Source organism: Campylobacter sp. CH186 (assembly GCF_004378925.1).
GTDB lineage: Bacteria > Campylobacterota > Campylobacteria > Campylobacterales > Campylobacteraceae > Campylobacter_D > Campylobacter_D jejuni.
In genome coordinates, this window is sequence record NZ_RYYB01000001.1 from 174,674 (window position 1) to 198,473 (window position 23,800).

Consider the following 23,800-nt stretch of genomic DNA (forward strand, 5'->3'; position numbering starts at 1 on the left):
CTTATTTATTGTAGTGTCATAAGTAAAAAATTACCCAAAGATAATAAACTTAAAACTATAATGCCAAGATTGATTTTATTCCATTCGCGTTTAAAAATTCTTACAAGTAAATAAGAAAGAAAACCAAAAGCAAAACCTGTGGTGATGGAGTAAGTAAAAGGCATCATGATAATAGTAAAAAAGCTTGCTACAGCTATAGCACTATCTTTAAAATCTATATTTTTAACTTCCATAAACATTAAAATTCCAACCATTACAAGTACGGGGTATATTGCGTTTGCAGGAATGGCTTTAAAAAGTGGCAGTAAAAAAAGTGTAAAAGCAAAACAAATAGCTACAACTAAAGCTGTAAGTCCTGTTCTTCCACCGCTTTCAACCCCTGTAGTGCTTTCTACAAAAGCTGTAACTGTAGAAGTGCCTGTCATAGCTCCTAAAGCCGATCCTGTTGCATCTGCCATTAATGTTTTGCTTAGTTTTTTTTCTCCATTTTTTGGATCATCAAAAATCTTTCCTCTTTCACCCACACCTGTGATAGTTCCTATACTATCAAAAAGTTGAGCGATAAAAAAAGTAAGAATTATAGGTATCATAGTAATATTTAAGGCACTTTTGATATCAAGTTGTAAAAAGATGGCTCCTAGGCCATTTTCCATGCTAAAATTTGGCAAAGAAAAGATTTGCACAGGAAAACTTGCATTGTCTAAATGGAAAATCCAAGCGATAATAGAGCTTACTAATACCCCCAAAATAAAAGCTCCGCGAAGTTTTATAGCCCAAAAAAAGATGATTAAAGCTAGAGTGAAAATTCCAAAAAGCACATGAGGGCTTTTGAAATTTCCTATGCTTACTAAAGTATCTTTATTATGCATGATCACACCCATTTGACTTAAGCCTAAAAAAGCTATAAAACAACCTATACCCGCACAAATTGCAAGGCGTAAATCTTTTGGGATATTGCGGATTACCCAAAGGCGAAAATGCGTAAAAGAAAGTATGAGAAAAATAATACTTGAAATAAAAACAGCTCCTAAGGCACTTTGCCAAGCTATGTTTTGACCTAAACAAACCGCAAAGGTAAAATAAGCATTTAAACCCATTCCTACACTCATAGCTACAGGAGTATTGGCAAAAAAAGCATTAAAAGCACTTGCAACTATGGTGATTAAAGCTGTTGCGGTGATTAAAGCTTCTATGGGCATTCCTGTATTTCCTACTATGCTAGAATTTACGGGGATAATGTAAACCATAGCCAAAAAAGTAGTAAGCCCTGCTATAACTTCGGTTTTAAAACTCGTATTGTTTTCTTTGAGTTTAAAAAAGTCCATTTTTTCTCCTTAGTAGGTTTTTAGCTCGTTATATAAACTATCGCGTTCTACAGGAATAAGATTTGAAGTTTTTATCATATCGATAAAAGTTTTTAAACTTGTGCCTTTAGCAGATTTTGCACCACCTGCACTTTGTATGCTTTCTTTTTCTATGGTACCGTCTAAATCATTAGCTCCAAATTCTTGTGCTACCATGGCTAAATTTAAAGTCATTGTTGCCCAGTAAGCTTTGATATTTTTAATATTATCAAGCACTAAACGAGCAATGGCAATGGTTTTTAAAATTTCTTCACTATCCATGATTTTATCAGTTTGTATAAAGCTATTATCCCTTTGCCAAACTAGAGGGATAAAAGCATTAAATCCACCAGTTTGATCTTGAAGATCACGCAATCTTAACATATGATCGATCCTGTGATGTCTTTCTTCTATATGTCCAAAAAGCATGGTAGCATTACTTTGTTTGCCTTTTTCATGCCAAAGTTTATGAATTTTAAGCCAATTTTCACTGCTAACTTTTCCATGACAAATTTTCTTACGCACTTCTTCATCAAAAATTTCAGCCCCACCCCCAGGCATAGAATCAACGCCGTATTCAAGCATTTTTTCTATCACTTCTTCATAGCTCATTTTAAAACGACGATGCAAAAAATCAATCTCAGCAGCAGTCATAGCTTTTACATGAAGATTAGGATATTTTTCTTTTATCATTTTAAAAATTTCTAAATACCACTGCCAAGTTGTATCTTTGTTGTGAGCTGAAACGATATGTACTTCTTTAGTTTCTCGTTTTACAGTTTCATCGACAATTTTCATAATCTTTTCATGAGTCATCAAATAAGGATTAGGATTTTTTCGGTGCGCTGAAAAGGCGCAAAATTTACAGGTATCTGCACAGATATTAGTTGGGTTGATATGACGATTGATATTAAAATAGACTTTTTTTCCGTGAAGTTTGGTGCGTTTTTTGTGAGCGTATTTACCTAAGGTAAAAAGATCTAGATCCCAAAGTGCATTGGCTTCTTCTTGGTTTAATCTTTCTTCATTTTCTAGTTTGGTAATTAAATTTTTCATTTTAATTTTACTCTTTTGCTGTTTTTAAACAAAGCATTATAATTTTTGCTTACTGAAAAAGAGTTTATAGAAAAAGCCAAAATAAAAGATATTTTTGTTAAGATTATTATTAAAATATTAAAATTTAAAGAGAGTAGAAATTTTGTTAAATAAAGAATTAGAAATTTTTAAAAAAAATCTTAGTTCCTATACCCAAAGTTGTAGAAAATTTTTTCTTAAGCAAGGGGCATTTAGCTTATATCATTCTAAAAATATGGATAATTTCATAAAAAAAGCTTATGATATAGTTCTTAAAGATTATTTTGATGATTTTTCACCTCCAAGTGATAATATCCCTTTTTGTGTTTTAGCAAGCAAAGCATATGCAAATAATAGTCTTTGTTTTAATGAAAGTATTTCTTTGATTTTTGTTTATAAAGATATTAAGGCTTTTCATTTAAAACCTATGATTAAGGCTTTTATCGAAATTTTAAATGATGCGCATTTGCAAATTGACTCTGTTATCTTAGAATTTAACGGACTTTATAATGCTAGCAATGAGCTTAAGACTTCTATAATACAAACTCGTTTCATATGTGGTTCTAGGATTTTATTTAAAGGGATTAAGACAAAATTTGAGAGTATTTTAAAAGAAAATAAAAATGATTTTGCCAAGCTTTTGCTAGAAAATTTTAAAGAATTTGATATTCCATTTATAAAGCAGGAATTTAATATCTTAAAAGATTTTGGCGGACTAAATCATTTAAGATCCTTAGAGAGTTTGCTTGTTCTTTTTAAGACTTCTCCAAAAAATTATGCTTTAAATTTTATAGATGAAAAAAATTTAAGCGAGTTGCGTTTAGCTGGAGATTTTTTACTTTCTTTAAAATCAGCGATGAATTTATTAAGTGCTAAAGATGAGGATGAGTTTTTACTTATTAATGTTCATGATTTGAGTGAATTAATGTATAAAAAAGCTAAAAAACATTTTGGAGCAAATGAGTTGTTGGTTCAAAAGGCTTTGCAAAGTATGCATACTATAGGTTTTTATACGCACTTTCTAGCAAAGCAAATTCAAGATGGATTAAATCATACTCTTAAACAAGAATATAAATTTAAAACTCTTGTGGAAGTTTTAGAATACTTATTAAAACTTGAAGATAAACAGGTTATTTTCGATCTTAACTTGGTTTTTGCCCTAAGAAGATTGAAATACGGTAAAAAAGATATAGAAAAAGCTTTAATACTTTTTGAGAAAATTTTTTATAAAAGGCATAGTTTTTGTGTTTTAAAGCTTTTGCTTGATAGTGGAATTTTAAAAGATTTATGCAAGCCTTTTTGGACAGTTCGTTTTTTAAGCGATGAAGAAGGAAATTATAGTTTTGATGAGCAAGTTTTTCTTATGTTAAGTGAATTTGAAAAATACGAAGATGAGCTTGAGATACTCCAAAAACTTAAAACCGATGAAAAAATGATTTTAAAGCTTGTGATACTTTTAAGCGCTATAGAAAGTGAAAATGAAATTTCTTTAGCAGGCATATATAGAGCGTATTGCTCTAAATTTGATTTAAAGAATGAAATTTTAGAATGGGGTCTTAAGATATTTAAAAACAATAATGCCTTAAAAGATCTTGCAGAAAAAGAAGATATATACAATCCTATTGTTGTAAGTAGCTTGGTTTCTAAGCTAGAAAATTTAGAAAATTTAGAGCTTTTATACACTTTAACTTGGCTAAAGGCTAAGGCTTTAAATTATAATGCTTTTTATTTTAGAGTTCTTGATAAACTTTTAGAAAATGCAAAACAAGGTTTTGAAGATGAAAATCTACTTGAAGAAAGCACAAGAAGAGTAAAAAAAGAATTAACACTTAAAAGAAGTAAGATTTTTTTAGAGCAAGATGAAATTTTGCAAGATAAAATCATACATATCAAATCAAATCTTTTTATTATAAAAAATACTTTTGAAGATATTGTTATGATTTCTAAATTAGCCAAAGAAAATGATTTTAAATTTTGGTTTAGTAATGAAACAAATCTTAGTTTGCAAATTGTTGCACCACTTCATTTTAATATTGCCATTATTTTAAGTTCTTTAACAAATTTAAATCTTATTTTCATGAATTTTTTTGAACTTTTTGATGATAAAATTTATTTAAGATTTGAATATGATAATATTATCAGTGATGAGCAAAAACTAAAACTTTGGGAGCTTTTAAATTCAAATCTTTCTGGTTTTAATTTGAAAAAAATTAAAAAGCCAATCATTAAAAAAGATGAGTTAAAATTAGACTTAAATTATTCTAAAATGTATGCCAAATTAGGTCTTAATACTAAAGATCAGCAGGGTTTAATGGCGTATTTGATGAATGTTTTTAATGAACTTGAACTTGTTTTATGTGCAGCAAAAATTCAAACCATAAGACAAAGGACGCGTAATATTTTTATTTTTCAAAAGAATGAAAAATTAGAACATAGCGAGCAAAAGTTAGTTAATTTATTAATAAGTGAGTAAAAAAATGTGTGGAATCGTAGGCTATATAGGAAATAATGAAAAAAAACAAATTATACTAAATGGACTTAAAGAATTAGAATATCGTGGCTATGATAGTGCGGGTATGGCAGCGATGCAAGAAGGAGAGCTTAGTTTTTTTAAAGCTGTAGGAAAACTTGAAAATTTGGCGAATAAATGCACAGATTTTGAAAGTCAAGGTTATGGTTTTGCTATAGGTCATACAAGATGGGCAACTCATGGTAAGCCTACTGAAATCAACGCACATCCTCATTTAGGACAGTATTCTTGTGTGATTCACAATGGTATTATAGAAAATTATAAAGAAATCAAAGATAAACTTGAAAAAGAAGGCGTGAGTTTTTTAAGTCAAACAGATACTGAAGTTATTGTCCAGCTTTTTGAATTTTATGCAAGAAATTTGGGAGTTTTTGAAGCTTGGCAAAAAACCATCAAAGAACTTCGCGGTGCTTTTGCTACTTTGTTAGTAACAAAAAAAGATCCTAATCATGTGTATTTTGCAAAAAATGCTGCTCCTTTGATTATCGGTAAAAATGCAAATAAAGAATGGTATTTTTCTTCAGGTGATGCACCTTTGATAGGAAGTTGTGATGAGGTAATGTATCTTGAAGATTTAAGCTTGGGATACGCGAGTAAAGATGAGCTTGTCGTTTATGAAAATGATGTTTTAAAATCACTTTGTTTTTCTAAGCTTTCAGGCGATAAGGCTTATGCAAAAAAAGACGGATTTCGCTTTTTTATGGAAAAAGAAATTTATGAACAAAGTCGCGTGATGAGTGAAGTTTTAATGGGGCGTATTCAAGGCGATGAAGTCGTTTTTGATGAGTTAAACAATGAAGATTTAAGTCAAGTAGATGAAATCACGCTTTGTGCTTGTGGAACAAGCTATCATGCTGCAATGGCAAGTGCTTATTTGTTTGAAAGAATTGCTAAAGTTAAAGCTAAAGTAGAAATTGCAAGTGAATTTCGCTACCGTGAAGCAATTGTAAAAAAAGATTCTTTATTTATCGTTATTTCTCAAAGTGGAGAAACAGCAGATACTTTAGAGGCTTTAAAGATTGCAAAAGAGCAGGGTGCTAAGACTTTTGCAATTTGTAATGTGGATAATTCTAATATAGTGCGTTTAGCACACCTAAGTCTTTTAACTCGTGCAGGTATAGAAAAAGGAGTTGCTTCAACCAAAGCTTTTGCCACTCAAGTTTTAACACTTTGGATGCTTGCTATTTTTATGGCACAAAAAAGAAAATTAAATGTTTCTGCTGAAATTAAAGCACTTTTACATACTCCAAATTGCGTGAGTGTAAAACAAGCTTTACATGAAAAAATTCATCGTTTATCTAAGCGTTATTTAGATGGACACGGCTTTTTCTTTATAGGTAGAGATGTGTTTTATCCTTTGGCCTTAGAAGGAGCTTTGAAACTTAAAGAATTATCTTATCTTCATGCTGAAGGTTATCCCGCAGGAGAGATGAAACATGGCCCTATTGCTTTGGCTGATTCTAAGCTTTATACTATAGCTTTAATGCCAAAGCACATGCTTTATGAAAAAACAAAATCAAATGTTGAAGAGCTTATTGCTAGGGATTCTACAGTGCTTAGCATTTCACCTTTAGAATTTGATTTAAGTGATGATTTTATCAAAACCAATGAGCAAGATCATTATATGTGTGAATTTTTTGAAATGATGGTCATTACTCAACTTTTGGCGATGGAAATTTCCATAAGACTTGGCAATGATGTGGATATGCCAAGAAATTTGGCTAAAAGCGTAACAGTCGAATAATCCGTGCAGTTTAAACAAACTGCACATAACTTCAAAATGCTACAAAAAATATAAATAAATTTTAAATTATAAGCTAACTTTATGCTTATTTTTGTTTAAATAATTCTAACAATATTTCTAGAAAGGAAACACTATGGAATACAGAGTTGAACACGATACTATGGGTGAAGTTAAGGTCCCAAATGACAAATATTGGGGAGCTCAAACTGAAAGAAGTTTTGAAAATTTCAAAATCGGTTGTGAGAAAATGCCAAAGGTTTTAATCTATGCTTTTGCAAATCTTAAAAAATCTTTAGCTTTGGTCAATAACAAACTCGGAAAACTTGATGATGCTAAGAAAAATGCTATAGTTCAAGCTTGCGATGAGATTATCGCAGGTAAATTTGATGATAATTTTCCACTTGCGATTTGGCAAACAGGTTCAGGCACACAAAGCAATATGAATATGAATGAAGTTGTTGCAAATCGTGCCACTGAAATCATGGGCGGAGATTTTCGCAAAGAAAAGCTTGTGCATCCAAATGATCATGTCAATATGAGTCAAAGTTCAAATGATACTTTTCCAACAGCTATGAGTATCGTTGCAGTTGAGCAAGTAGAGAAAAAGCTTATCCCTGCACTTGATGAGCTTATTGCAACTTTTGAAAAAAAAGTAAAAGAATTTGATGGTATTATCAAGATAGGACGCACGCATTTACAAGATGCTACGCCACTTACTCTAGCACAAGAATTTAGCGGATATCTTTCTATGCTTTTACATTCAAAAGAGCAAATCATCGCCTCTTTACCAACTTTAAGAGAACTTGCCATAGGAGGAACTGCAGTAGGAACAGGGCTTAATGCACATCCAGAATTAAGCCAAAAAGTAAGTGAAGAGCTAACTCAACTTATAGGTACAAAATTTGTTTCAAGTCCAAGTAAATTTCATGCTTTAACAAGTCATGATGCGATCAATTTCACTCATGGTGCGATGAAGGGTTTGGCTGCAAATTTAATGAAAATTGCAAATGATATAAGATGGTTAGCTTCAGGTCCAAGATGCGGTCTTGGTGAGCTTATCATCCCTGAAAATGAGCCAGGAAGTTCGATTATGCCAGGTAAGGTAAATCCTACCCAGTGTGAAGCTGTTACTATGGTTGCTGTACAAGTGATGGGAAATGATGCAGCTATTGGTTTTGCAGCAAGTCAAGGAAATTTTGAGCTTAATGTGTTTAAGCCTGTGATTATTTATAATTTCTTGCAAAGTCTTGATTTGTTAGCTGATTCTATGCATTCATTCAATATCCATTGTGCTGTAGGTATAGAACCAAATCGTGCAAAAATCGATCATAATCTTCATAATTCTTTAATGCTAGTTACCGCTCTAAATCCACATATAGGTTATGAAAATGCTGCTAAAGTAGCCAAAAATGCTCATAAAAAAGGTATTTCTTTAAAAGAAAGTGCTATGGAGCTTGGTTTGGTTAGTGAAGAAGATTTCAATAAATTTGTTGATCCTACTAAAATGATAGGCCCAAAAGCCTAGAACATAAAACTTGCCTTTTTTAAGGCAAGTTAAATTAAATTCTTATCTTTTAAAATCACATACATTCTTAAAGTTGATACAAAAAAGGTTAAAATCGCAGGACCTAGTATAATACCCCAAAAACCAAAGGTAGAAATTCCTGCTATCATAGCCAAGAAAATTAAAAGTTCGTTGATTTTGGTAGGGGTTTTTACAAGTTTTTTGTTGATCCATTTGATGATTAAAGGTTTGATTAAAGTATCTGCTATAAAAGAAATTACAATTACAGAATAAATAAAAATAACAAGAGCTGAGTTAAGATTGTTTGAAGCAAATTCATAAAGACTTACAGGCACATAAATTAAAGCTCCTCCTATAGCAGGTATGAGAGAACTTACAGCAAAAATTACTCCCATTAAAATTCCATCATAACCATAAAACATTGTGATTAAACCAAAGAGTGCACCTTGAAATATTGCTACAATTACCATAGAGTAAAGCACAACAGCCATAACATTACCCACTTCACTTAAAACATCATCGAGTTCTTTTTTGTCAATAGGAATGATGGATTTAAGATAGATAACAAGCTCGGTTCCATACAGATTTGCAAAGAAATAAAACACGCAAATTAAAACCATATCTATAAGAAATTTAGCCCCTGATTTTGTAAAACTTGAAGCATAGCCTAGAATTTGTTTGGAAATGCTATTTAAATCTATAGAAGCTAAAAATTCTTTGATTTTAGGTTCTAAAAAATTAAAGCTTTCAGGCAAGGTAAATTGATAGTTTTTGACATAATCAAGAGTTTGTGTGACTAAATTAATATCAAAATTTTTTAAAGCTTTGGCAAGTTCTATCATAGCATAAACAAAAGGTGCAAAGAAAAGCAAAACCATACAAGCTGTTGTAAGAATGGAAGCTAAAAATTTATGTCCTTTAGTGAGATTTAAAAATTTTGCATTAATATTTGAGGTAGCTACCGCCATTAAACTAGCAATGATAATTACAAGTAAAAAACCTTTAAAAAGATAAAGCAAAAGAAATAAAATGACTAAAATAAAGCTTATAAGAAAGAATTTTCCATTTTGCAAAATTTACTCCTCAAATAAAGTTTTTTCATAGTTTAGTTTTAAAGCACTATAGCTTTTTGTGCTTGCTATACGCCCTTTTGCAGTGCGTTCTATATAGCCATTAGCTAGTAAATAAGGCTCGATTACATCTTCTATGGTATTTTCATCTTCGCTTAAAGCCGCAGCAATGCTTGCAAGTCCTATAGGTTTTTGCTTAGCAGCGGTTAAAAGTTCAAGATATCTTAAATCCATCGCATCAAAACCAAGCTCATTAACCCCTAAAGAATTTAAGGCCTCATTAGCCCTTTTTTCTGTGATAATCTCTTCATCATTAACATCGGCAAAATCTCTAACTCTTTTTAAAAGCCTTAAGGCTATCCTTGGGGTTGAACGACTTCTTTTAGCAATCTCAAGTGCGGCTTTTTCTTCGCAAGTTTTATTAAGCTTTAAAGCTGCTTTTTGCAAGATGAGAGCAAGTTCGCTATCTTTGTAAAATTCTAATCTAAATTGCATACCAAAACGATCACGCAAAGGATTGCTAAGCATACCTGCGCGTGTTGTAGCTCCTATAAGGGTAAATTTTGGTAAATCGATTTTTATAGTTTGAGCAGCTGGACCACTACCTATGATAATATCAAGGCGGTAATCCTCCATCGCAGGGTAAAGTACTTCTTCGATAGCAGGGCTTAAGCGGTGAATTTCATCGATAAAAAGTATATCCCCTTCGCTAAGATTGGTTAAAATGGCTGCTAAATCTCCGCTTTTTTCTATCATAGGAGCGGCGGTTGTTTTGATATTTGCACCCATTTCATAGGAGATGATATTAGCTAGTGTTGTTTTTCCAAGTCCTGCAGGACCACTAAAAAGTATATGATCTAAACATTCGTTGCGTTTTTTGGCTGCAGTTATAAAGACATTTAAATTTTTTTTAATGCTTTCTTGACCTATATAACCATCAAAATTTGAAGGACGCAACGAAGTTTCGTAAGTTTCGTCAAAGGAGTATTTTTCTATTTCTACTATTCTATCCATATCTTTACTTATATTTTGGAAAAATTAAAATAAGATTTTAGCTAAAATTTGCTAGAATTTACATTAAACTTTAATGATTATGGTTTGAAAATGGGAATTTTAACAAAATTAGAATTAGATTATGAGATTGATGATATAGAAAAATTTTTACAATTTTTTAGAACCATGTGTGATAGGTTTGAACCTTTAATCATCAAGCTTGGAAGCGATAGCGTGCGTTATAAAGAGGCCATAAAAGAGCTTGAAACTTTAGCACATAATACCGCTTGGGCAGCAAGACGCTTAAATCTTGAAGAAGTGACTGATTTTTGTGTATTTTGTGAAGAGATGATGGCACAAGCAAATCGCTTTAATGGCCCTGCTAGCGATGAATTTACAGATTGGATGCTTTTGATGAGTGATCAGTTTGAAAAATATTGTCGTTCATATGAAAATGATGATTCTGTTTTAGCGGTTTTTAATCCTTTAATTGTTAATGTTCCAAATATTATTTCTAAATAAGGGAGCGACTTGGCTTCGACAGGAGTAAGTCTGCTTAGATGGCATGTCGCTTTGGGCAAAGCGTAAAAAGCCCAAATAAAATTAAACGCAAACAACGTTAAATTTGCTCCTGCTTACGCTAAAGCTGCGTAAGTTCAGTTGAGCCTGAAATTTAAGTCATACTATCTAGCTTAATTTTCGGTCATCTTTGATAGTGTAGCCTTGCGTTTGACAAGCGTTGAGGTGAAATAAAGTCTTAGCCTTGCTTTTAAGTTTTGGAAGGTGAGCGAAGTAGGGTGAAGTAGTCATCTTTGCTAAGCATGTAGAGGTCTTTGTGGGGTTATTTTTGGACAGGGGTTCGATTCCCCTCGCTTCCACCATCACGCTAATTTTAAGTAAATCATAAGTTTATTTTAAATTTTTAGAATTTTTTATATGAAGTTAAGATCGATTTATTACCCTTAAAACTTTGATATATTAGGTTTTATAATTTTTCATTAAAAATTTATAGTTTTATTTTTAAGCTTATTTTTAGGGGGGGGGTATAATTTTTCCTTCAGTTTAAATTTATTGAAGGAGAAACTTATGAAGAAAAATGCTTCGAGCAAGATATTGCTAAGCTTAGGTGTAGCAACTTTGCTTTATTCGGGTGCTTTTGCACAAGAAATCGATCTTACAGGGTCTTCAGATATAGGAAATTATTTTGAAGAAAATGGTAAGGATATTAATCTCAAAAATCCTGATAATTACAAAGGAAAAGATTTAAGTATCAAAATGGGCATTGGGGATTTACCAAGCGATGGTTATGACACTGCTGATCATCGATTGAACATTGATATCGGTAAAGACCATACTTTAAGCTTTACATATAATAACAAAGGAGAACCTGCATATGTAACAAATCTAAACGCTACTGCTAAAAAAGTTGAAACAACAGATATAATTTTACAAGCTTTTGCACCTTCGGTGATTAATGGAGATTTAACTATGACTAGCTCAGGAGGTGAAGCCATTACTCAAGATGAAGAAAAAGGTTCGGGTATAATTCTTTATAATGGAGCAGGTGAAACACAAAGTGCTAATGGTAGCTTAACTATAAATGGAAATTTTGCTGTCGATAAAACCCTTTTTGCTACTTATGGAAATTTTGTTAAGGTAAATGGAACTGCAAATCTTAAAAATTCAAATTTTGGACTTATCAAACGCTCTTATACAGACTTAGAAGCAAATAATGTAGTAATGGTTCAAGCTAAAGATTTCAATGAAGATATTTTAAAAGCAAATAATAACGCAGGTGCATTACTTGTAAAATTTTTAAATGATTATGTTTCAACTGATCTTCATGGCAAAGATGTTACAGAAACAGGAGCTGTTATAGATATTAGCGATGAAGATGAATACGGCGATGGAAAAAAAGGCTTAGTAGATTATAAACTTAGCGTTCAAAACTGCGGTGGCAATAAATGCTTGGTAGTTAATGGAGGTGCTACTGCAGCAGCTAAAGATAAACTCACGCAACTTAAAGTAGATATAAATGCTATCGATAAATTACTTAAAAATGATTTTGATTCCGATGAAGCTGAAGCTGAAGAATGGGCAAAAGTTAAAAAAGCCCTACAAGAACAAAAAACTGAACTTGAAAAACTTCAACAAGAAGCTATAAACAACGGCGGTAAAATCGATGATGAAAAATACCTTGATTTAGTAAATAAAAACTTAAATTTAAATCTTAGCGCTAATGATAAAGCTTCTATCCTAGCACTTCGTTCTATTACAGAACAATTAGGAAGTATAGGAGCAGATTTAGCAAGTAGAGAAGGTGTAAAACTAGCCCTACAAATCAAAAAAGACACAGACAATACAGGTAAATCTGTATCTAATCTCAATTCAGCTTCTAGTGCAGTAAATACCACTATGAATATTTCTAATGATGTTTCTATAGGTTCTCGTGTAGCAATGTTAAACAATCCTTTTGGAACTTATGCTTCTAAAATGAATGGCCTTAAATTTGCTGCTTTAGATAGTGATATGAGACCAAGCTATGTAAATGAATATACCAATAGTGTTTGGGCTAATGCTTTTGGTGGTGCTAACATTATCGATGGAGATAGTGGTGCAATGTATGGTGCTACCGTGGGAGTAGATAAACAAGCTAATGATGATGTTTTATGGGGTGCTTATTTTACTTATGCAAACGCTAAAATCAAAGACAATAATTTAGAACAAAAAAGTGATAACTTCCAATTAGGTATGTATTCTACTATCAATATAGCTCCACAATGGGAACTTAATCTTAAAGCTTATGCTCAAGTTTCTCCAACTAAACAAGACAATATTCAAACAGATGGTGCATATAACTCAGATTATACAAGCAAATTCTTAGGACTTAGCGCTAATGCAGGTCGTGTGTTTGATCTTAGTAATAATACTTTATTTATTAAACCTTTTGTGGGAGTAAATTATTATTTTAGTTATACTCCATCTCATACAGAAAATGGTGCTATTGCTAAAGATATTGATTCTATGAAAAACAATTCTGTAAGTGTTGAAGTGGGTGCTGAATTTAGAAAATATATGAATGAAAACTCTTATATTTTTGTAACTCCAAAAATAGAACAATTTGTTATCAATAGTGGTGATGATTACACAGCTAACCTAGCTGTAAATAATGCTTTCTTTACTAGTGTAGAAGCTAACAACAAGAAAAAAACATACGGACAAATTATCGTAGGGGGTAATGTAGATTTTACAAATCAACTCAGTATGAATCTTGGCTTTGGTGCTAAACAAATACTAGCAGGTAAAGTAGATAATAAAAATGAAACTTACTTAAGTGGTCAAGCAGGACTTAAGTATAAATTTTAATCTTAAAAATCATTTCTAAATCTTTTTATAGTTTAGAAATGATTGTTTATTTCTATGGGAAATCTCCTAGGGCTTTATCTTAAAGCCCTTTTTTATAACAAACAAGTAAATAAGTCTTTAGAGTAAAAACCCTAAAAACTTTTAGTTTTCTTTGAAAAGTTTGGAAGCTAAGTGCGTTGCGCGACTTTGATCTGTATCTTTTTTAAGTGTTTTATAAATTTTACTTACATATTCTTCTAAGGTTTGTTGAGAATCTATGATTTTTTCAGAAGAAGGAATTTTTTCATACTCTCCATTGTTTTTAAGCTCATAAGCTAAAACATTATCGCTAAGTTGCAAGCGTAAAAATTGAGCTAATTTAGCTTTGCTTCTTTCATCATATATAGGAGTCATAAGCTCTAAACGGCGTTCTAAATTTCTTGGCATCCAATCTGCACTCGATATAAAATAATTTGGCTCACTATGTTTAAAATAAAATACTCTAGCATGTTCTAAGTATTTTCCTATGATGCTTCTAACGCGTATGTTTTTGCTATATTCTTCATCAGGTTTTAAGCAACAAATTCCGCGTATGATAAGATCGATTTGCACTCCTTCCATACTTGCTTCATAAAGCGCTTGTATGATATCACTATCCACAAGAGAATTCATTTTAGCTACAATCACACCTTCATTTTTCTTGCTTGTTTCAATGCGTATCATTTCTAAAACTTTTTCTTTGATTTGATTTGGGCTCATTGAAAGAGTTTGAAGGCGACGATTTTTACTAAATCCCGATAAGATGTGAAAAAAGCTTGTCGTATCTCTTGCAAATTCTGCTTTGCTTGTAAAATAACTCACATCAGTATAGATTTTAGCACTGCTTGCATTATAATTTCCTGTGCTTAAATGCATATAAAATTTAAGTTTATCTCCTTGTTTGCGTATGACTTGAGAAACCTTAGCGTGGACTTTAAAACCTGTAATGCCATAAATAACATGAGCTCCGGCATTTTCTAAAGCTTTCGCCCAATGAAGATTATTTTCTTCATCAAAGCGTGCTTTTAATTCTACCATCACAGTTACTTGTTTTCCATCACTTGCAGCATCAATTAAAGCTTGAACTATATTGGAATTTTTTTCAACTCTATAAAGTGTCATTCTTATGGAAATTACTTCAGGATCTTTGCTTGCTTCTTTGATAAATTTATAAACTGGATCAAAACTTTCAAAAGGTTGTATGATGAGTATATCTTCTTTTTCTACAGCATCAAAAATAGATAAATTCTCATCAAAAGGTGGTAAAGTTTTAGGCGTGTAAAGTGGGCTTAAAAGATGCGTAAAGGTTTTATTTCCTGCGATTTGCCAAAGGCTAGGGAGATTGAGTAAAATAGAATATTCATAAACATCTTTATGAAAAATTTTCATGTGAGTATTAAGAAATTCTACGATTTGCTCATCTGCATCTTTTTGAATTTGCAATCTTACAAAAGCTCCTTTTCTACGAAGTTTTAAGCCTTGTTCTAAAATCATCATAAAATCATCAGCTTCTTCCTCTTCTATTACCATATCTGCATTTCTAGTCACTCTAAATGCTGCTGAAGCTAAGAGTTTATAGCCTGGAAAAATTTCTTCTGCGTGTTGATGGACTATACTTTCTATAGGAACATAAATATTTGCACTTACTTCATAAAAACGAGGTAAAACTCTTGGAATTCTAATCATTCCAAATTTTACAAGTTCAGGATGCGCTTTATCGCAAATTTTAACCGCTAGTGAAAAAGATAAGTTGTTTAAATGCGGAAAAGGGTGAGTAGCATCAACAGCTATTGGAACAATAACAGGAAAAATATTGGAGAAAAAATACTCATCACATTTTTGTTTTAAATTTTCATCTAAATTCTCATAATGTTTTATGAAAAGATTTTCTTTTTCTAATTCACTTGTGATTTCATTAAAATAACGCTCCAAAAGTTCTTTTTCTTGGTGTAAATATTTGCGTATGGCTTTTAATTGTTGTAACGGGGTCATTTCATCGCTACTGCTTGCATTAACTCCAGCTGAAAAAAGTTGTTTTAAGCCTGCGACGCGTATCATATAAAATTCATCTAAATTAGTGCAATATATAGCTATAAATTTTAATTTTTCTAACAAGGGTAAATTTTTAGAACATTGGTCTAAAACACGAGAATTAAAGCGAAGCCAAGAAAGTTCGCGATTGATAAACATATCAGGACTTGTTTGCATTAATTTTTCCTTTTTTAGTTGTATTTTATCATTTATTTTGAAATTATTGAATAAAAGTTTTAAATTTTTTTAGGTTAATTAAGAGTAAATATATCTTTAAAATTATATTAAATTCATCTATGTTAGAATCACAAAATTTATTTCTGGGAAATTCTGTGACATTGTTGTTTCATTGAAGATTTTAAGAAATGATAATTTTAAGGAGGAAAATTTTGAAGAAAACTTCGAATCTTTTTACTATTTTTCTTGTTTTGCTTTTTGTTTTCTTTGCGGTCGGGTTTTATACCTTTTATAACGCTAAGGGTACATCTTATTTAAGCAATGCAAGTGAATCTTGTAATAACTGCCATATTATGAATGAAGTTTATAACGAATACATGGCAGGGCCACACTCTCAAAAAGTCAAAGGCGAACCAAGAGCAACTTGCGTGGATTGCCATTTGCCACATAATTTTGTAGCTAAGTGGATAGCTAAGGCTCAAAGTGGTTTAGGGCATGCTTATGCTTTTACTTTTAAACTTGATGAGTTGCCTACAAATTTGAGTGCGACTGAAAAAAGCAGAAAAATGGTGCAAGAAAACTGCATACGCTGTCATGCAGATTTTGCTCAAACAGCTATCAATGCTACAACAAATCCACATGCAGACAAGTCATTAAATTGTGCTTCTTGTCATAAAGATGTTGGACATAAACACGGAATTTAATAAGGAGAAGATGAATGAAAAAAAATATTTTACGCTTAGGTATTGTCGTTTTGGTTTTACTTATAGCGGGGGTTTTATGGCTAAATAATGATATCAATCAAAAAAAAGAAGATGAAGCAAATAAAAATGCCATTGCAGTAAATGCTGATTTTTCTTTGCTTAGTGATGATGATCCAAATTTTGAAAAATGGGGTAAGGTTTTTCCAGAGCAACTAAAAATGTATTTAACGGTTGAAAAAGAAGAGCCTAAGGCTACTGAATTTGGTGGTAATTTAGCTTATTCAAAATTGATTCGCTTTCCTCAATTAACCATACTTTGGGCAGGATATCCTTTTAGCCTTGATTTCAATGAAGAAAGAGGGCATTTTTGGGTTCAAGTAGATCAAATGAAAACAGCAAGAAACAACAAAGATTTTCTTAATGCTCATGGACTTGCTGCTTTTAAAGGTCAACCTGCAGCTTGTATGAATTGTCATAGTGGATGGACTCCATGGCTTATAAAAAATGTTGCTAAAGGGGATTTTACTGCTTTTAACTCTACAAATTATTGGACTATGATTAAAAATATCCCAGCCGTTGATGGTATAGTAGAAAATTCACCTGAACATGCAGGCCCACATGGTGGTAAAAGAATGGGTGTAACTTGTGCAGATTGTCACAATCCAAATGATATGAGTTTAAGACTTACTCGTCCAGCAGCTATTAATGCTTTAGTTTCTAGAGGATATGAAAAAGATCCAGTACAAGGCGTAAAAGCTACAAGAGAAGAAATGAGAACTTTAGTTTGCTCTCAATGCCATGTTGAATACTATTTTAAACCAACAGGGGAAAAGGTAAAAGTAATGGGTGAAACTATTGTAGATGATAGTTCTAAAAAATGGTGGAATGGAACTCAGAAAAATTATGATGAGTATGAATTTTGGAGAGATGGCAATAAAGCTAAAGAGATTGAAACCGATGGTATAGTTTTAACTTTTCCTTGGGGTGAGTGGAAAAAAGGACAACCATTTAGAATTGAAATGCTAGATGATTATTATGATAAAGTTCGTGGAGTATTTGGAGCTGATTTTACTCATAAATTAACAGGAGCGCAAATTATTAAAATTCAACATCCAGAAAGTGAACTTTATAGTGGCGGTGTGCATGCTGCAAATGGAGTAAGTTGCGTGGATTGTCATATGCCTTATGTTAGAGAAGGAGCTAAAAAGGTTACTCAACACAATATCACTTCTCCTTTAAGAGATATTAACTCTGCTTGTAAGTCTTGTCATAAACAAAGCGAAGATTATTTAAAAGCTCAAGTGCTTGACATACAAAACAGCGTTGCGCATGATCAAAGAACTGCAGAGTATGCAATTGTTAGTTTGATTATGGATACTAAAAAACTACGCGATGAACTAGGCAATATGGAAAAATTCCAAAGCGATGGAAAAGCTGATGCGAAAAAAATTAGCGAAGAACTAAAAGAAGTTTTAGAACTTCATCGTAAAGCTCAAATGAGAGCAGATTTTGTTAATGCTGAAAACTCAACTGGTTTTCATAATCCTCGCGAAGCTTCAAGAATGTTATTGCAAGCTGTTGATATGGCAAGAATGGGACAAACTAAACTTGTAGAAATTGCAGCGGCAAATGGAATTAAAGATTTTAAAACTTCAAATTTAGGTTTTGAAGATATTCAAAAATTTAATCCAGGAGAGCTTTATTATAAAGTAGATGTTAATAATCATAAAGCTGGAGAGCGTTACTATGCAGATGAAAAAGATGTTAATGGCAATCCTCCAAAAGAACTTTTAGAGCATGATAAAGAGCTTGCTCCTTATAATTATCAAGTGATTGATAAAAAATAATTCTTAAGCCCTATAATCATAGGGCTTTTTCTTTTCTTTGTTTTAAAAACTATAAACTTTTTATTTAAAATTCACTTTTGCTTCACTTTGTTTTGTCAAAATATCACAAATTTTGATAATCAAAAAGGAGTTAAAATGATCAATAAAAATAAATTGTTTAGACAGGTTCATATCTATCTTAGTTTGTTCTTCTTGCCTTGCACTTTGCTTTTTGCTTTAACGGGTATAGCATATATTTTTGGTATTAATCAAGATGTGGGCTTAAAAGTTGAACAGTATCAATTGTCAAAAGTTATACAAAGTGGTAAAGAAAGAGAAGCTTTAATAGAGTTTTTAAAAACAAATGGTTTAAAAGTGCCATCTAATACAGATATCATTAAAAGCAAAGATAAAGGTATAACAATAGGTGGAACTCATTATAGTGCTAATATAACTCAAAATTCTACTAATGAATACAATATTACCTTAAAAACAAGATCTTTGCTTGGAGATATGATTATGCTTCATAAAGATAAGGGTGCTTGGTATTTTTCTGTGCTTAGTGTAGGTTTTGGTATTACTTTATTTATGCTTTATATTTCAGGGCTTATGATTACTTTGTTTGCAAATAAAAAAGATAGAAGTAAACAATTTGCAGTTCTTGGAGTAGGGGTTGTTGTAACTTTGCTTTTGGCTTATCTTAGCCTTTGATTTTTCCTAGCTTTTTAAGCTAGGTATTATTTATTTTTTTGTATAATCACACTTTACTTTTATTGGACAGATGGGTGAGCGGCTGAAACCACACCCCTGCTAAGGGTGCAGATCTTAACGGGTCTCGAGGGTTCAAATCCCTCTCTGTCCGCCACTAAAACTTTCTTGAAAATTCCAAGTATTTATATATCAACATTATATATTTGAAAAAAAAGAATAATCTATAACTATAATAAATAAATATTATTCTAAAATTGGAAAATAATCCATTAGAAAATAAGATATTTTGGAATTATTTAAGAAATTAGATGAAAAAGAATGCTAATATGGAAGTAAGAATTCTAAAAAAATAAAATATAAAATCAATCCCAAAGATTACTTTTATATATGCCTAAAATCACAATTTCATTTTTACTTTTATCGATAAGATAAGGGATAATATAACCTTTAAAAATCAAATCTCTTATATTTTCATTATCAAAAGACAAAGATTTTCTATTTTTATAAGGCATAAAAGAAAGATTTTTACAAATTGAATTAATATCATTAAGAAATTCTTTAGCATAAAAAGAACTATCTAATTTTATAAAATTAACAATATGCCTAAGCTCATTTTTAAATTTAGGAGTTGGAACAATTTCCATTTATTCTAAATCTTTTCTAATATCATTAAAAGTTTCATCAAAATCTAAAGTCTTTAATTTACCTTGCTTGTAAAGTTCTATATCCTTTTTATAACCATCAATTCTTATCTTATGTTCTAAATAACTTAAAGCAAGTTCTAAAACTTCTTTTTCACTTAAATTGTTATCTTTGCAATAATTGGTTAAAAAATGTTGTGTTTCTTTTGAAAATTCTAAGTTCATTTGTTACTCCTTTTTAAAGATTTATTATAACATAAAAACATTTTTTATTTAAAAAAAAGGGTTCAAATCCCTCTCTGTCCGCCACTAAAACTTTCTTGAAAATCCCAAATATTTTATTAAGTATTAAAGCAAGAGACTAGCCCTTGCGAAGTTGTATTATTTTACAGCATTTTTGATTTCTAAAATCATAGTTTTTAAAGACTCTAGTCCATTTCCACTTGCTAAATACCAGTATTCTGGATCAAGATAGATGATTTTTTTGTTTTGTGCTGCTTTGGTTTTAGCGACAAGCGCATTATCGAGTATGCCTTGAGCGCGTTCTTTGTTGCCTACAATGATATTTCTATCAATAACAAAAATATAATCAGGATTTTTTTCTAGTATAAATTCAGAGTTGATACTTTTGCCGTGTGTGCCTACTTTTATATTCTCATCTACTGCGTTAATCCCTAAAACGTCGTGAATGATCCCAAAGCGAGATTGAGGACCAAAGGCTGAAATTTTGTTAGAATTTGTAAGAATAATAAGAGCTTTTTTATCTTCATCAACTATGCTTTTGGCTTTTTCAATTTCATTTTTAATAGCTGAAATTTTTTCCAAAGCTTCTTTTTCTAAACCATAAAGTTTTGCAACGCTTAAGACATTGTTTTCAAAAGAGCTTAAAAAATTTGTATTATCAAGACCTACAAATAAAGTTGGAGCTATTTCTTTTAATTTGTCATAAAATTTACTTTGGCGTCCAGAAATGATGATAAGATCAGGTTTTAAAGCATTAATGGCTTCAAAATCAACTTGTTGTACTCCACCTACACTAGGCTTGTTTTTAAATTGTTGTAGGTATTTTGGTAAATTTTTAGCAGGAACGCCTGCGACTTTATCGTTTAATTTTAAAGCATCAAAAGTATCTAAAATTCCAAGATCTAAGATCACTACCTTAGAAGGATTTTTAGGGATTTTATTTTCTCCTAGACTATCCTTCACTAAAAAACTATCACCCTCATCACTCATGCTAATAGGCAAAACTTTCACTGTAGCAGTGTTGGTTTTTGTTGTAGAACTTGCGTTGTTTTCATTTGAGTTTGAATTACAAGCTGTTAAGATTAGACTTAAAAAAAATGCAAAAAAAGCAAAAACTAAAGATTTTTTCATATTTTCTCCTTTTTAAAAATAAATACAAATTTTCTTACCATCAATTTGACTTACAGGTATATCCATATCATAAATTTGTTTTAAATTTTCTTGATTGATGATTTCATCTTTTGAGCCTTGTTTTAAAAGCTTCCCATCTTTTAAGGCTATGATTTCATCAGAATAAATCGAAGCAAAATTAATATCATGTAATACAACAGCTATACTTTTGTTAAAGTCTTTGACTAAATTTTTCATTAGTTGCATGATTTGTACACTATGCTTCATATCAAGATTGTTTAAAGGTTCATCAAACATTATAAATTCAGTATCTTGAGCGATGATCATAGCTATAAAAGCTCTTTGTTTTTGTCCTCCGCTTAATGTATCTAAAAATTCATTTTTTAAGTTGCTAAGTCCCATGTATTCTAAAGCTTCATTGATTTTGATTTTATCGTTTGCATTAAGTCTTCCTTGAGAATGCGGAAAACGCCCAAAAGCGACTAATTCTTCAACTTTTAATCTTAAATTGATATTGTTTTGTTGTTTGAGAATGGAAATTTTTTGTGCTAAGATTTGCTCTTTATAGTCTTTTAAATTCATTCCATCGATATAAATTTCTCCACTACTAGGTTTTATTAAACGACTTGCTAGAGCTAAAAGAGTGGATTTTCCAGCGCCATTGGCTCCTATTATAGAAGTGATTTTGCCTTTATGAAAATCAAGGCTAAGATTTGAAATAATGGCTTTATTATCATAAAATTTGGTGATATTTTTTAGTTTAATCATAATTTATTACCCTTTAATACAAGATAGATAAAATATATCCCACCTAAGAAATTAATAACCACGCTTATAGTGGCATTATAATCAAAAACTCTAGAGACAAAAAACACCCCTCCAAGCAAAGCTAAAATGCTAATGAGTATGCAAGCACTTAGTAAAATACTATGCTTTGCAGTTTTAAATAGCTCATAAGTGATATTTACCACCAAAAGCCCTAAAAAGGTTATAGGACCTACAAGTGCGGTGCTAATAGAAGTTAAAATAGCTATGATAATCATCAATTGTTTTGAAATTTTTTGATAATTTATCCCTAAATTTATCGCTAAATCTTTGCCTAAATTTAAAGGATCTAAAAATTTCATATAGCGAAAAATCCATATAAAACTTAAAAAGTTAATAATATAAGCAAGAATTAAAACATCAAAAGCAATATTATCAAAACTAGCAAACATTCTTCCTTGTATTACCATGAATTCATCAGGGTCGATTAGCACTTCAAAAAAAGAGCTTAAAGTGCTAAAAAGTGTTCCAAAAACTAAACCTAAAAGCATGATAAGATAAATACTTCTATCGCTACTAAATAAAATTTTATAAAGTCCTAGTGAAAAAACCACCATACAAACTAGAGTGATTAAAAAATTGATATCGTTTTTATAAACACTTAAATTAGCCGCACCAAAAGAAAAGATAAGAGCACTTTGAAGCAACATATATAAAGAATCTAATCCTATGATAGCAGGGGTTAGAATTTTGTTATTGCATAAAGTTTGAAAAATCACTGTTGAAACAGCGATACAAATAGCTGCTATGATAATAGCCGCAATTTGTAAAAAACGACTTTTTAAAGCATACTCATCAAAGCCATTTAAACCCACAAGTATAAAAATCCCTATCATGCCAAGTGTTAAAAAGCTTAAAATTAGCATTTTTTTACGCATAAACTTTCCTTTTTAGCAAAAGAAAGATAAAGATTAAAGATCCTAAAACACCTGTAGTGATGCTTAAAGGCATTTCAAAAGGAAAGATGACAAGTCTTGAAATGATATCGCAAACAAGTAAAAACAAAGCTCCACAAAGTGCTATATAGATAAGATTTTTTCTAAGATTATCACCTAGATAAAGAGCTACTAAATTTGGGATAATTAGCCCTAAAAAAGGGATAATCCCAACGCTTACAATCACTAAACTAGTGATAATGCTTACAATCATCAAGCCTAAAAATAATATCCCATTATAAGAAATTCCAAGATTTAAAGCTATATCTTCACCCATGCCAACTATGGTAATTTTATGAGCTAAAAAATAAGCAAGTATAAAAAGTGGTAAAGAAATGTAGAGCAATTCATAATTTCCCTGCATAACATTTGCCATACTGCCTTGTAGCCAGCCTTGGATATTTTGTATATAATTTAAAGCATAGGCAAAAAAAGTGGTTATAGCACTAATAATGCCTCCAAACATCAAGCCTATCAAAGGTACAAAAATCACATCTTTGAGTTTGATTTTTCTTAAAATTTGGATAAATATAAAAGAACCCAAAAGTGCAAATACAGAAGCAATGGTAGCTTGAGTGAAAAAAGATGCTCCAGAAAAAAATATTAAAGAAATAAGTATGCCAAATTTAGCACAATCCATAGTCCCTGCTGTAGTTGGAGAAACGAATTTATTTTGCGTGAGTTGTTGCATGATAAGCCCACATATACTAAGACTCATTCCTGTAAGTAAAATCGCTATAACTCTAGGAATTCTTGTGAGAGTTATGATTTCTAATTGAGTGGAGTTAAGATTAAGAATATCTTTTACATTGATACTGATAACTCCTATAAATAAACTTATCATTCCAAAGAATAAAAGTAAAGCTATAAGCACTTTTAAACTCAATATATGCTTAAAAAACAAATCTTTCCT

19 protein-coding genes, 1 tRNA gene and 1 other RNA gene are annotated in these 23,800 nt (G+C 31.1%); 10 read left to right on the top strand and 11 right to left on the bottom strand.

Annotated features, from left to right (window positions below; all coding sequences use genetic code 11):
• Positions 1-5: 5 nt before the first annotated feature.
• On the bottom strand, positions 6-1,325 hold the full coding sequence (locus ELQ09_RS00875; protein ID WP_134263699.1) for an NCS2 family permease: 1,320 nt from the start codon (positions 1,323-1,325) through the stop codon (positions 6-8).
• 9 nt (positions 1,326-1,334) lie between these two features.
• A complete protein-coding gene (gene mqnE / locus ELQ09_RS00880) occupies positions 1,335-2,399 on the bottom strand; it encodes an aminofutalosine synthase MqnE (RefSeq protein ID WP_134224871.1) in 1,065 nt (354 codons plus the stop codon).
• Positions 2,400-2,541: 142 nt separating this feature from the next.
• Between mqnE and ELQ09_RS00885 the strand changes: the two genes are divergently transcribed.
• The 3 genes from ELQ09_RS00885 to fumC all read left to right on the top strand — a co-directional run bounded on the left by ELQ09_RS00885 (position 2,542) and on the right by fumC (position 8,216).
• Complete coding sequence (locus ELQ09_RS00885; protein ID WP_070316851.1) at positions 2,542-4,890, top strand: nucleotidyltransferase; 2,349 nt, start codon at positions 2,542-2,544, stop codon at positions 4,888-4,890.
• A 4-nt stretch (positions 4,891-4,894) separates the two neighbouring features.
• On the top strand, positions 4,895-6,691 hold the full coding sequence (gene glmS / locus ELQ09_RS00890) for a glutamine--fructose-6-phosphate transaminase (isomerizing) (RefSeq protein ID WP_070316852.1): 1,797 nt from the start codon (positions 4,895-4,897) through the stop codon (positions 6,689-6,691).
• Between the two features lie 133 nt (positions 6,692-6,824).
• Positions 6,825-8,216, top strand: coding sequence for a class II fumarate hydratase (gene fumC, locus ELQ09_RS00895; protein WP_096702857.1), 1,392 nt, complete (start codon positions 6,825-6,827; stop codon positions 8,214-8,216).
• A gap of 29 nt (positions 8,217-8,245) precedes the next feature.
• On the opposite strand, the gene ELQ09_RS00900 is transcribed toward fumC, so the two are convergent.
• Entirely contained in the window at positions 8,246-9,289 is a 1,044-nt protein-coding gene (locus tag ELQ09_RS00900; RefSeq protein WP_070316853.1) for an AI-2E family transporter, read from the bottom strand.
• Positions 9,290-9,292: 3 nt separating this feature from the next.
• Positions 9,293-10,300 carry a Holliday junction branch migration DNA helicase RuvB gene (gene ruvB, locus ELQ09_RS00905; protein WP_002932887.1) on the bottom strand — a complete coding sequence of 336 codons (1,008 nt, stop codon included), beginning with the start codon at positions 10,298-10,300 and terminating at the stop codon, positions 9,293-9,295.
• A gap of 90 nt (positions 10,301-10,390) precedes the next feature.
• Here ruvB and ELQ09_RS00910 point away from each other — a divergent pair, with 90 nt between their 5' ends.
• From ELQ09_RS00910 to ELQ09_RS00920, 3 genes are all read left to right on the top strand, one after another.
• Entirely contained in the window at positions 10,391-10,801 is a 411-nt protein-coding gene (locus tag ELQ09_RS00910) for a hypothetical protein (RefSeq protein WP_002783915.1), read from the top strand.
• Positions 10,802-11,160, top strand: a transfer-messenger RNA (tmRNA) gene (ssrA, locus tag ELQ09_RS00915).
• A 205-nt stretch (positions 11,161-11,365) separates the two neighbouring features.
• On the top strand, positions 11,366-13,645 hold the full coding sequence (locus ELQ09_RS00920) for an autotransporter outer membrane beta-barrel domain-containing protein (RefSeq protein ID WP_134224872.1): 2,280 nt from the start codon (positions 11,366-11,368) through the stop codon (positions 13,643-13,645).
• Between the two features lie 141 nt (positions 13,646-13,786).
• Here ELQ09_RS00920 and ELQ09_RS00925 read toward each other — a convergent pair whose 3' ends face one another.
• Positions 13,787-15,895: an RNA degradosome polyphosphate kinase gene (locus ELQ09_RS00925; RefSeq protein WP_223209681.1), complete on the bottom strand. Its 2,109-nt coding sequence runs from the start codon at positions 15,893-15,895 to the stop codon at positions 13,787-13,789.
• 164 nt (positions 15,896-16,059) lie between these two features.
• On the opposite strand from ELQ09_RS00925, the gene nrfH reads away from it, so the two are divergent.
• From nrfH to ELQ09_RS00945, 4 genes are all read left to right on the top strand, one after another.
• On the top strand, positions 16,060-16,575 hold the full coding sequence (nrfH, locus tag ELQ09_RS00930; protein WP_010891930.1) for a cytochrome c nitrite reductase small subunit: 516 nt from the start codon (positions 16,060-16,062) through the stop codon (positions 16,573-16,575).
• Positions 16,576-16,589: 14 nt separating this feature from the next.
• Positions 16,590-18,422, top strand: a complete 1,833-nt coding sequence (locus ELQ09_RS00935; RefSeq protein ID WP_087684611.1) for an ammonia-forming cytochrome c nitrite reductase subunit c552 — start codon at positions 16,590-16,592, stop codon at positions 18,420-18,422.
• Positions 18,423-18,557: 135 nt separating this feature from the next.
• Positions 18,558-19,112 carry a hypothetical protein gene (locus ELQ09_RS00940; RefSeq protein ID WP_134224875.1) on the top strand — a complete coding sequence of 185 codons (555 nt, stop codon included), beginning with the start codon at positions 18,558-18,560 and terminating at the stop codon, positions 19,110-19,112.
• Positions 19,113-19,176: 64 nt separating this feature from the next.
• Positions 19,177-19,266: transfer RNA gene (locus tag ELQ09_RS00945), tRNA-Ser, on the top strand.
• Positions 19,267-19,474: 208 nt separating this feature from the next.
• On the opposite strand, the gene ELQ09_RS00950 is transcribed toward ELQ09_RS00945, so the two are convergent.
• The 6 genes from ELQ09_RS00950 to ELQ09_RS00975 form a co-directional block, all read right to left on the bottom strand.
• Positions 19,475-19,756, bottom strand: a complete 282-nt coding sequence (locus tag ELQ09_RS00950; protein WP_070248108.1) for a type II toxin-antitoxin system RelE/ParE family toxin — start codon at positions 19,754-19,756, stop codon at positions 19,475-19,477.
• Positions 19,757-19,978, bottom strand: coding sequence for a hypothetical protein (locus ELQ09_RS00955; protein WP_002856036.1), 222 nt, complete (start codon positions 19,976-19,978; stop codon positions 19,757-19,759). It lies immediately after the preceding gene.
• Positions 19,979-20,134: 156 nt separating this feature from the next.
• On the bottom strand, positions 20,135-21,127 hold the full coding sequence (gene ceuB / locus ELQ09_RS00960; protein ID WP_052825506.1) for an enterochelin ABC transporter substrate-binding protein CeuB: 993 nt from the start codon (positions 21,125-21,127) through the stop codon (positions 20,135-20,137).
• 12 nt (positions 21,128-21,139) lie between these two features.
• The gene (locus ELQ09_RS00965; protein WP_070316857.1) at positions 21,140-21,895 is read right to left on the bottom strand and encodes an ABC transporter ATP-binding protein; all 756 of its coding nucleotides are present in this window, start codon (positions 21,893-21,895) and stop codon (positions 21,140-21,142) included.
• Positions 21,892-22,830, bottom strand: a complete 939-nt coding sequence (locus ELQ09_RS00970) for an iron chelate uptake ABC transporter family permease subunit (protein ID WP_134263700.1) — start codon at positions 22,828-22,830, stop codon at positions 21,892-21,894. The genes ELQ09_RS00965 and ELQ09_RS00970 overlap by 4 nt, the downstream gene beginning before the upstream one ends.
• Entirely contained in the window at positions 22,823-23,791 is a 969-nt protein-coding gene (locus ELQ09_RS00975) for an ABC transporter permease (RefSeq protein WP_134224878.1), read from the bottom strand. The genes ELQ09_RS00970 and ELQ09_RS00975 overlap by 8 nt, the downstream gene beginning before the upstream one ends.
• Positions 23,792-23,800: the final 9 nt, after the last annotated feature.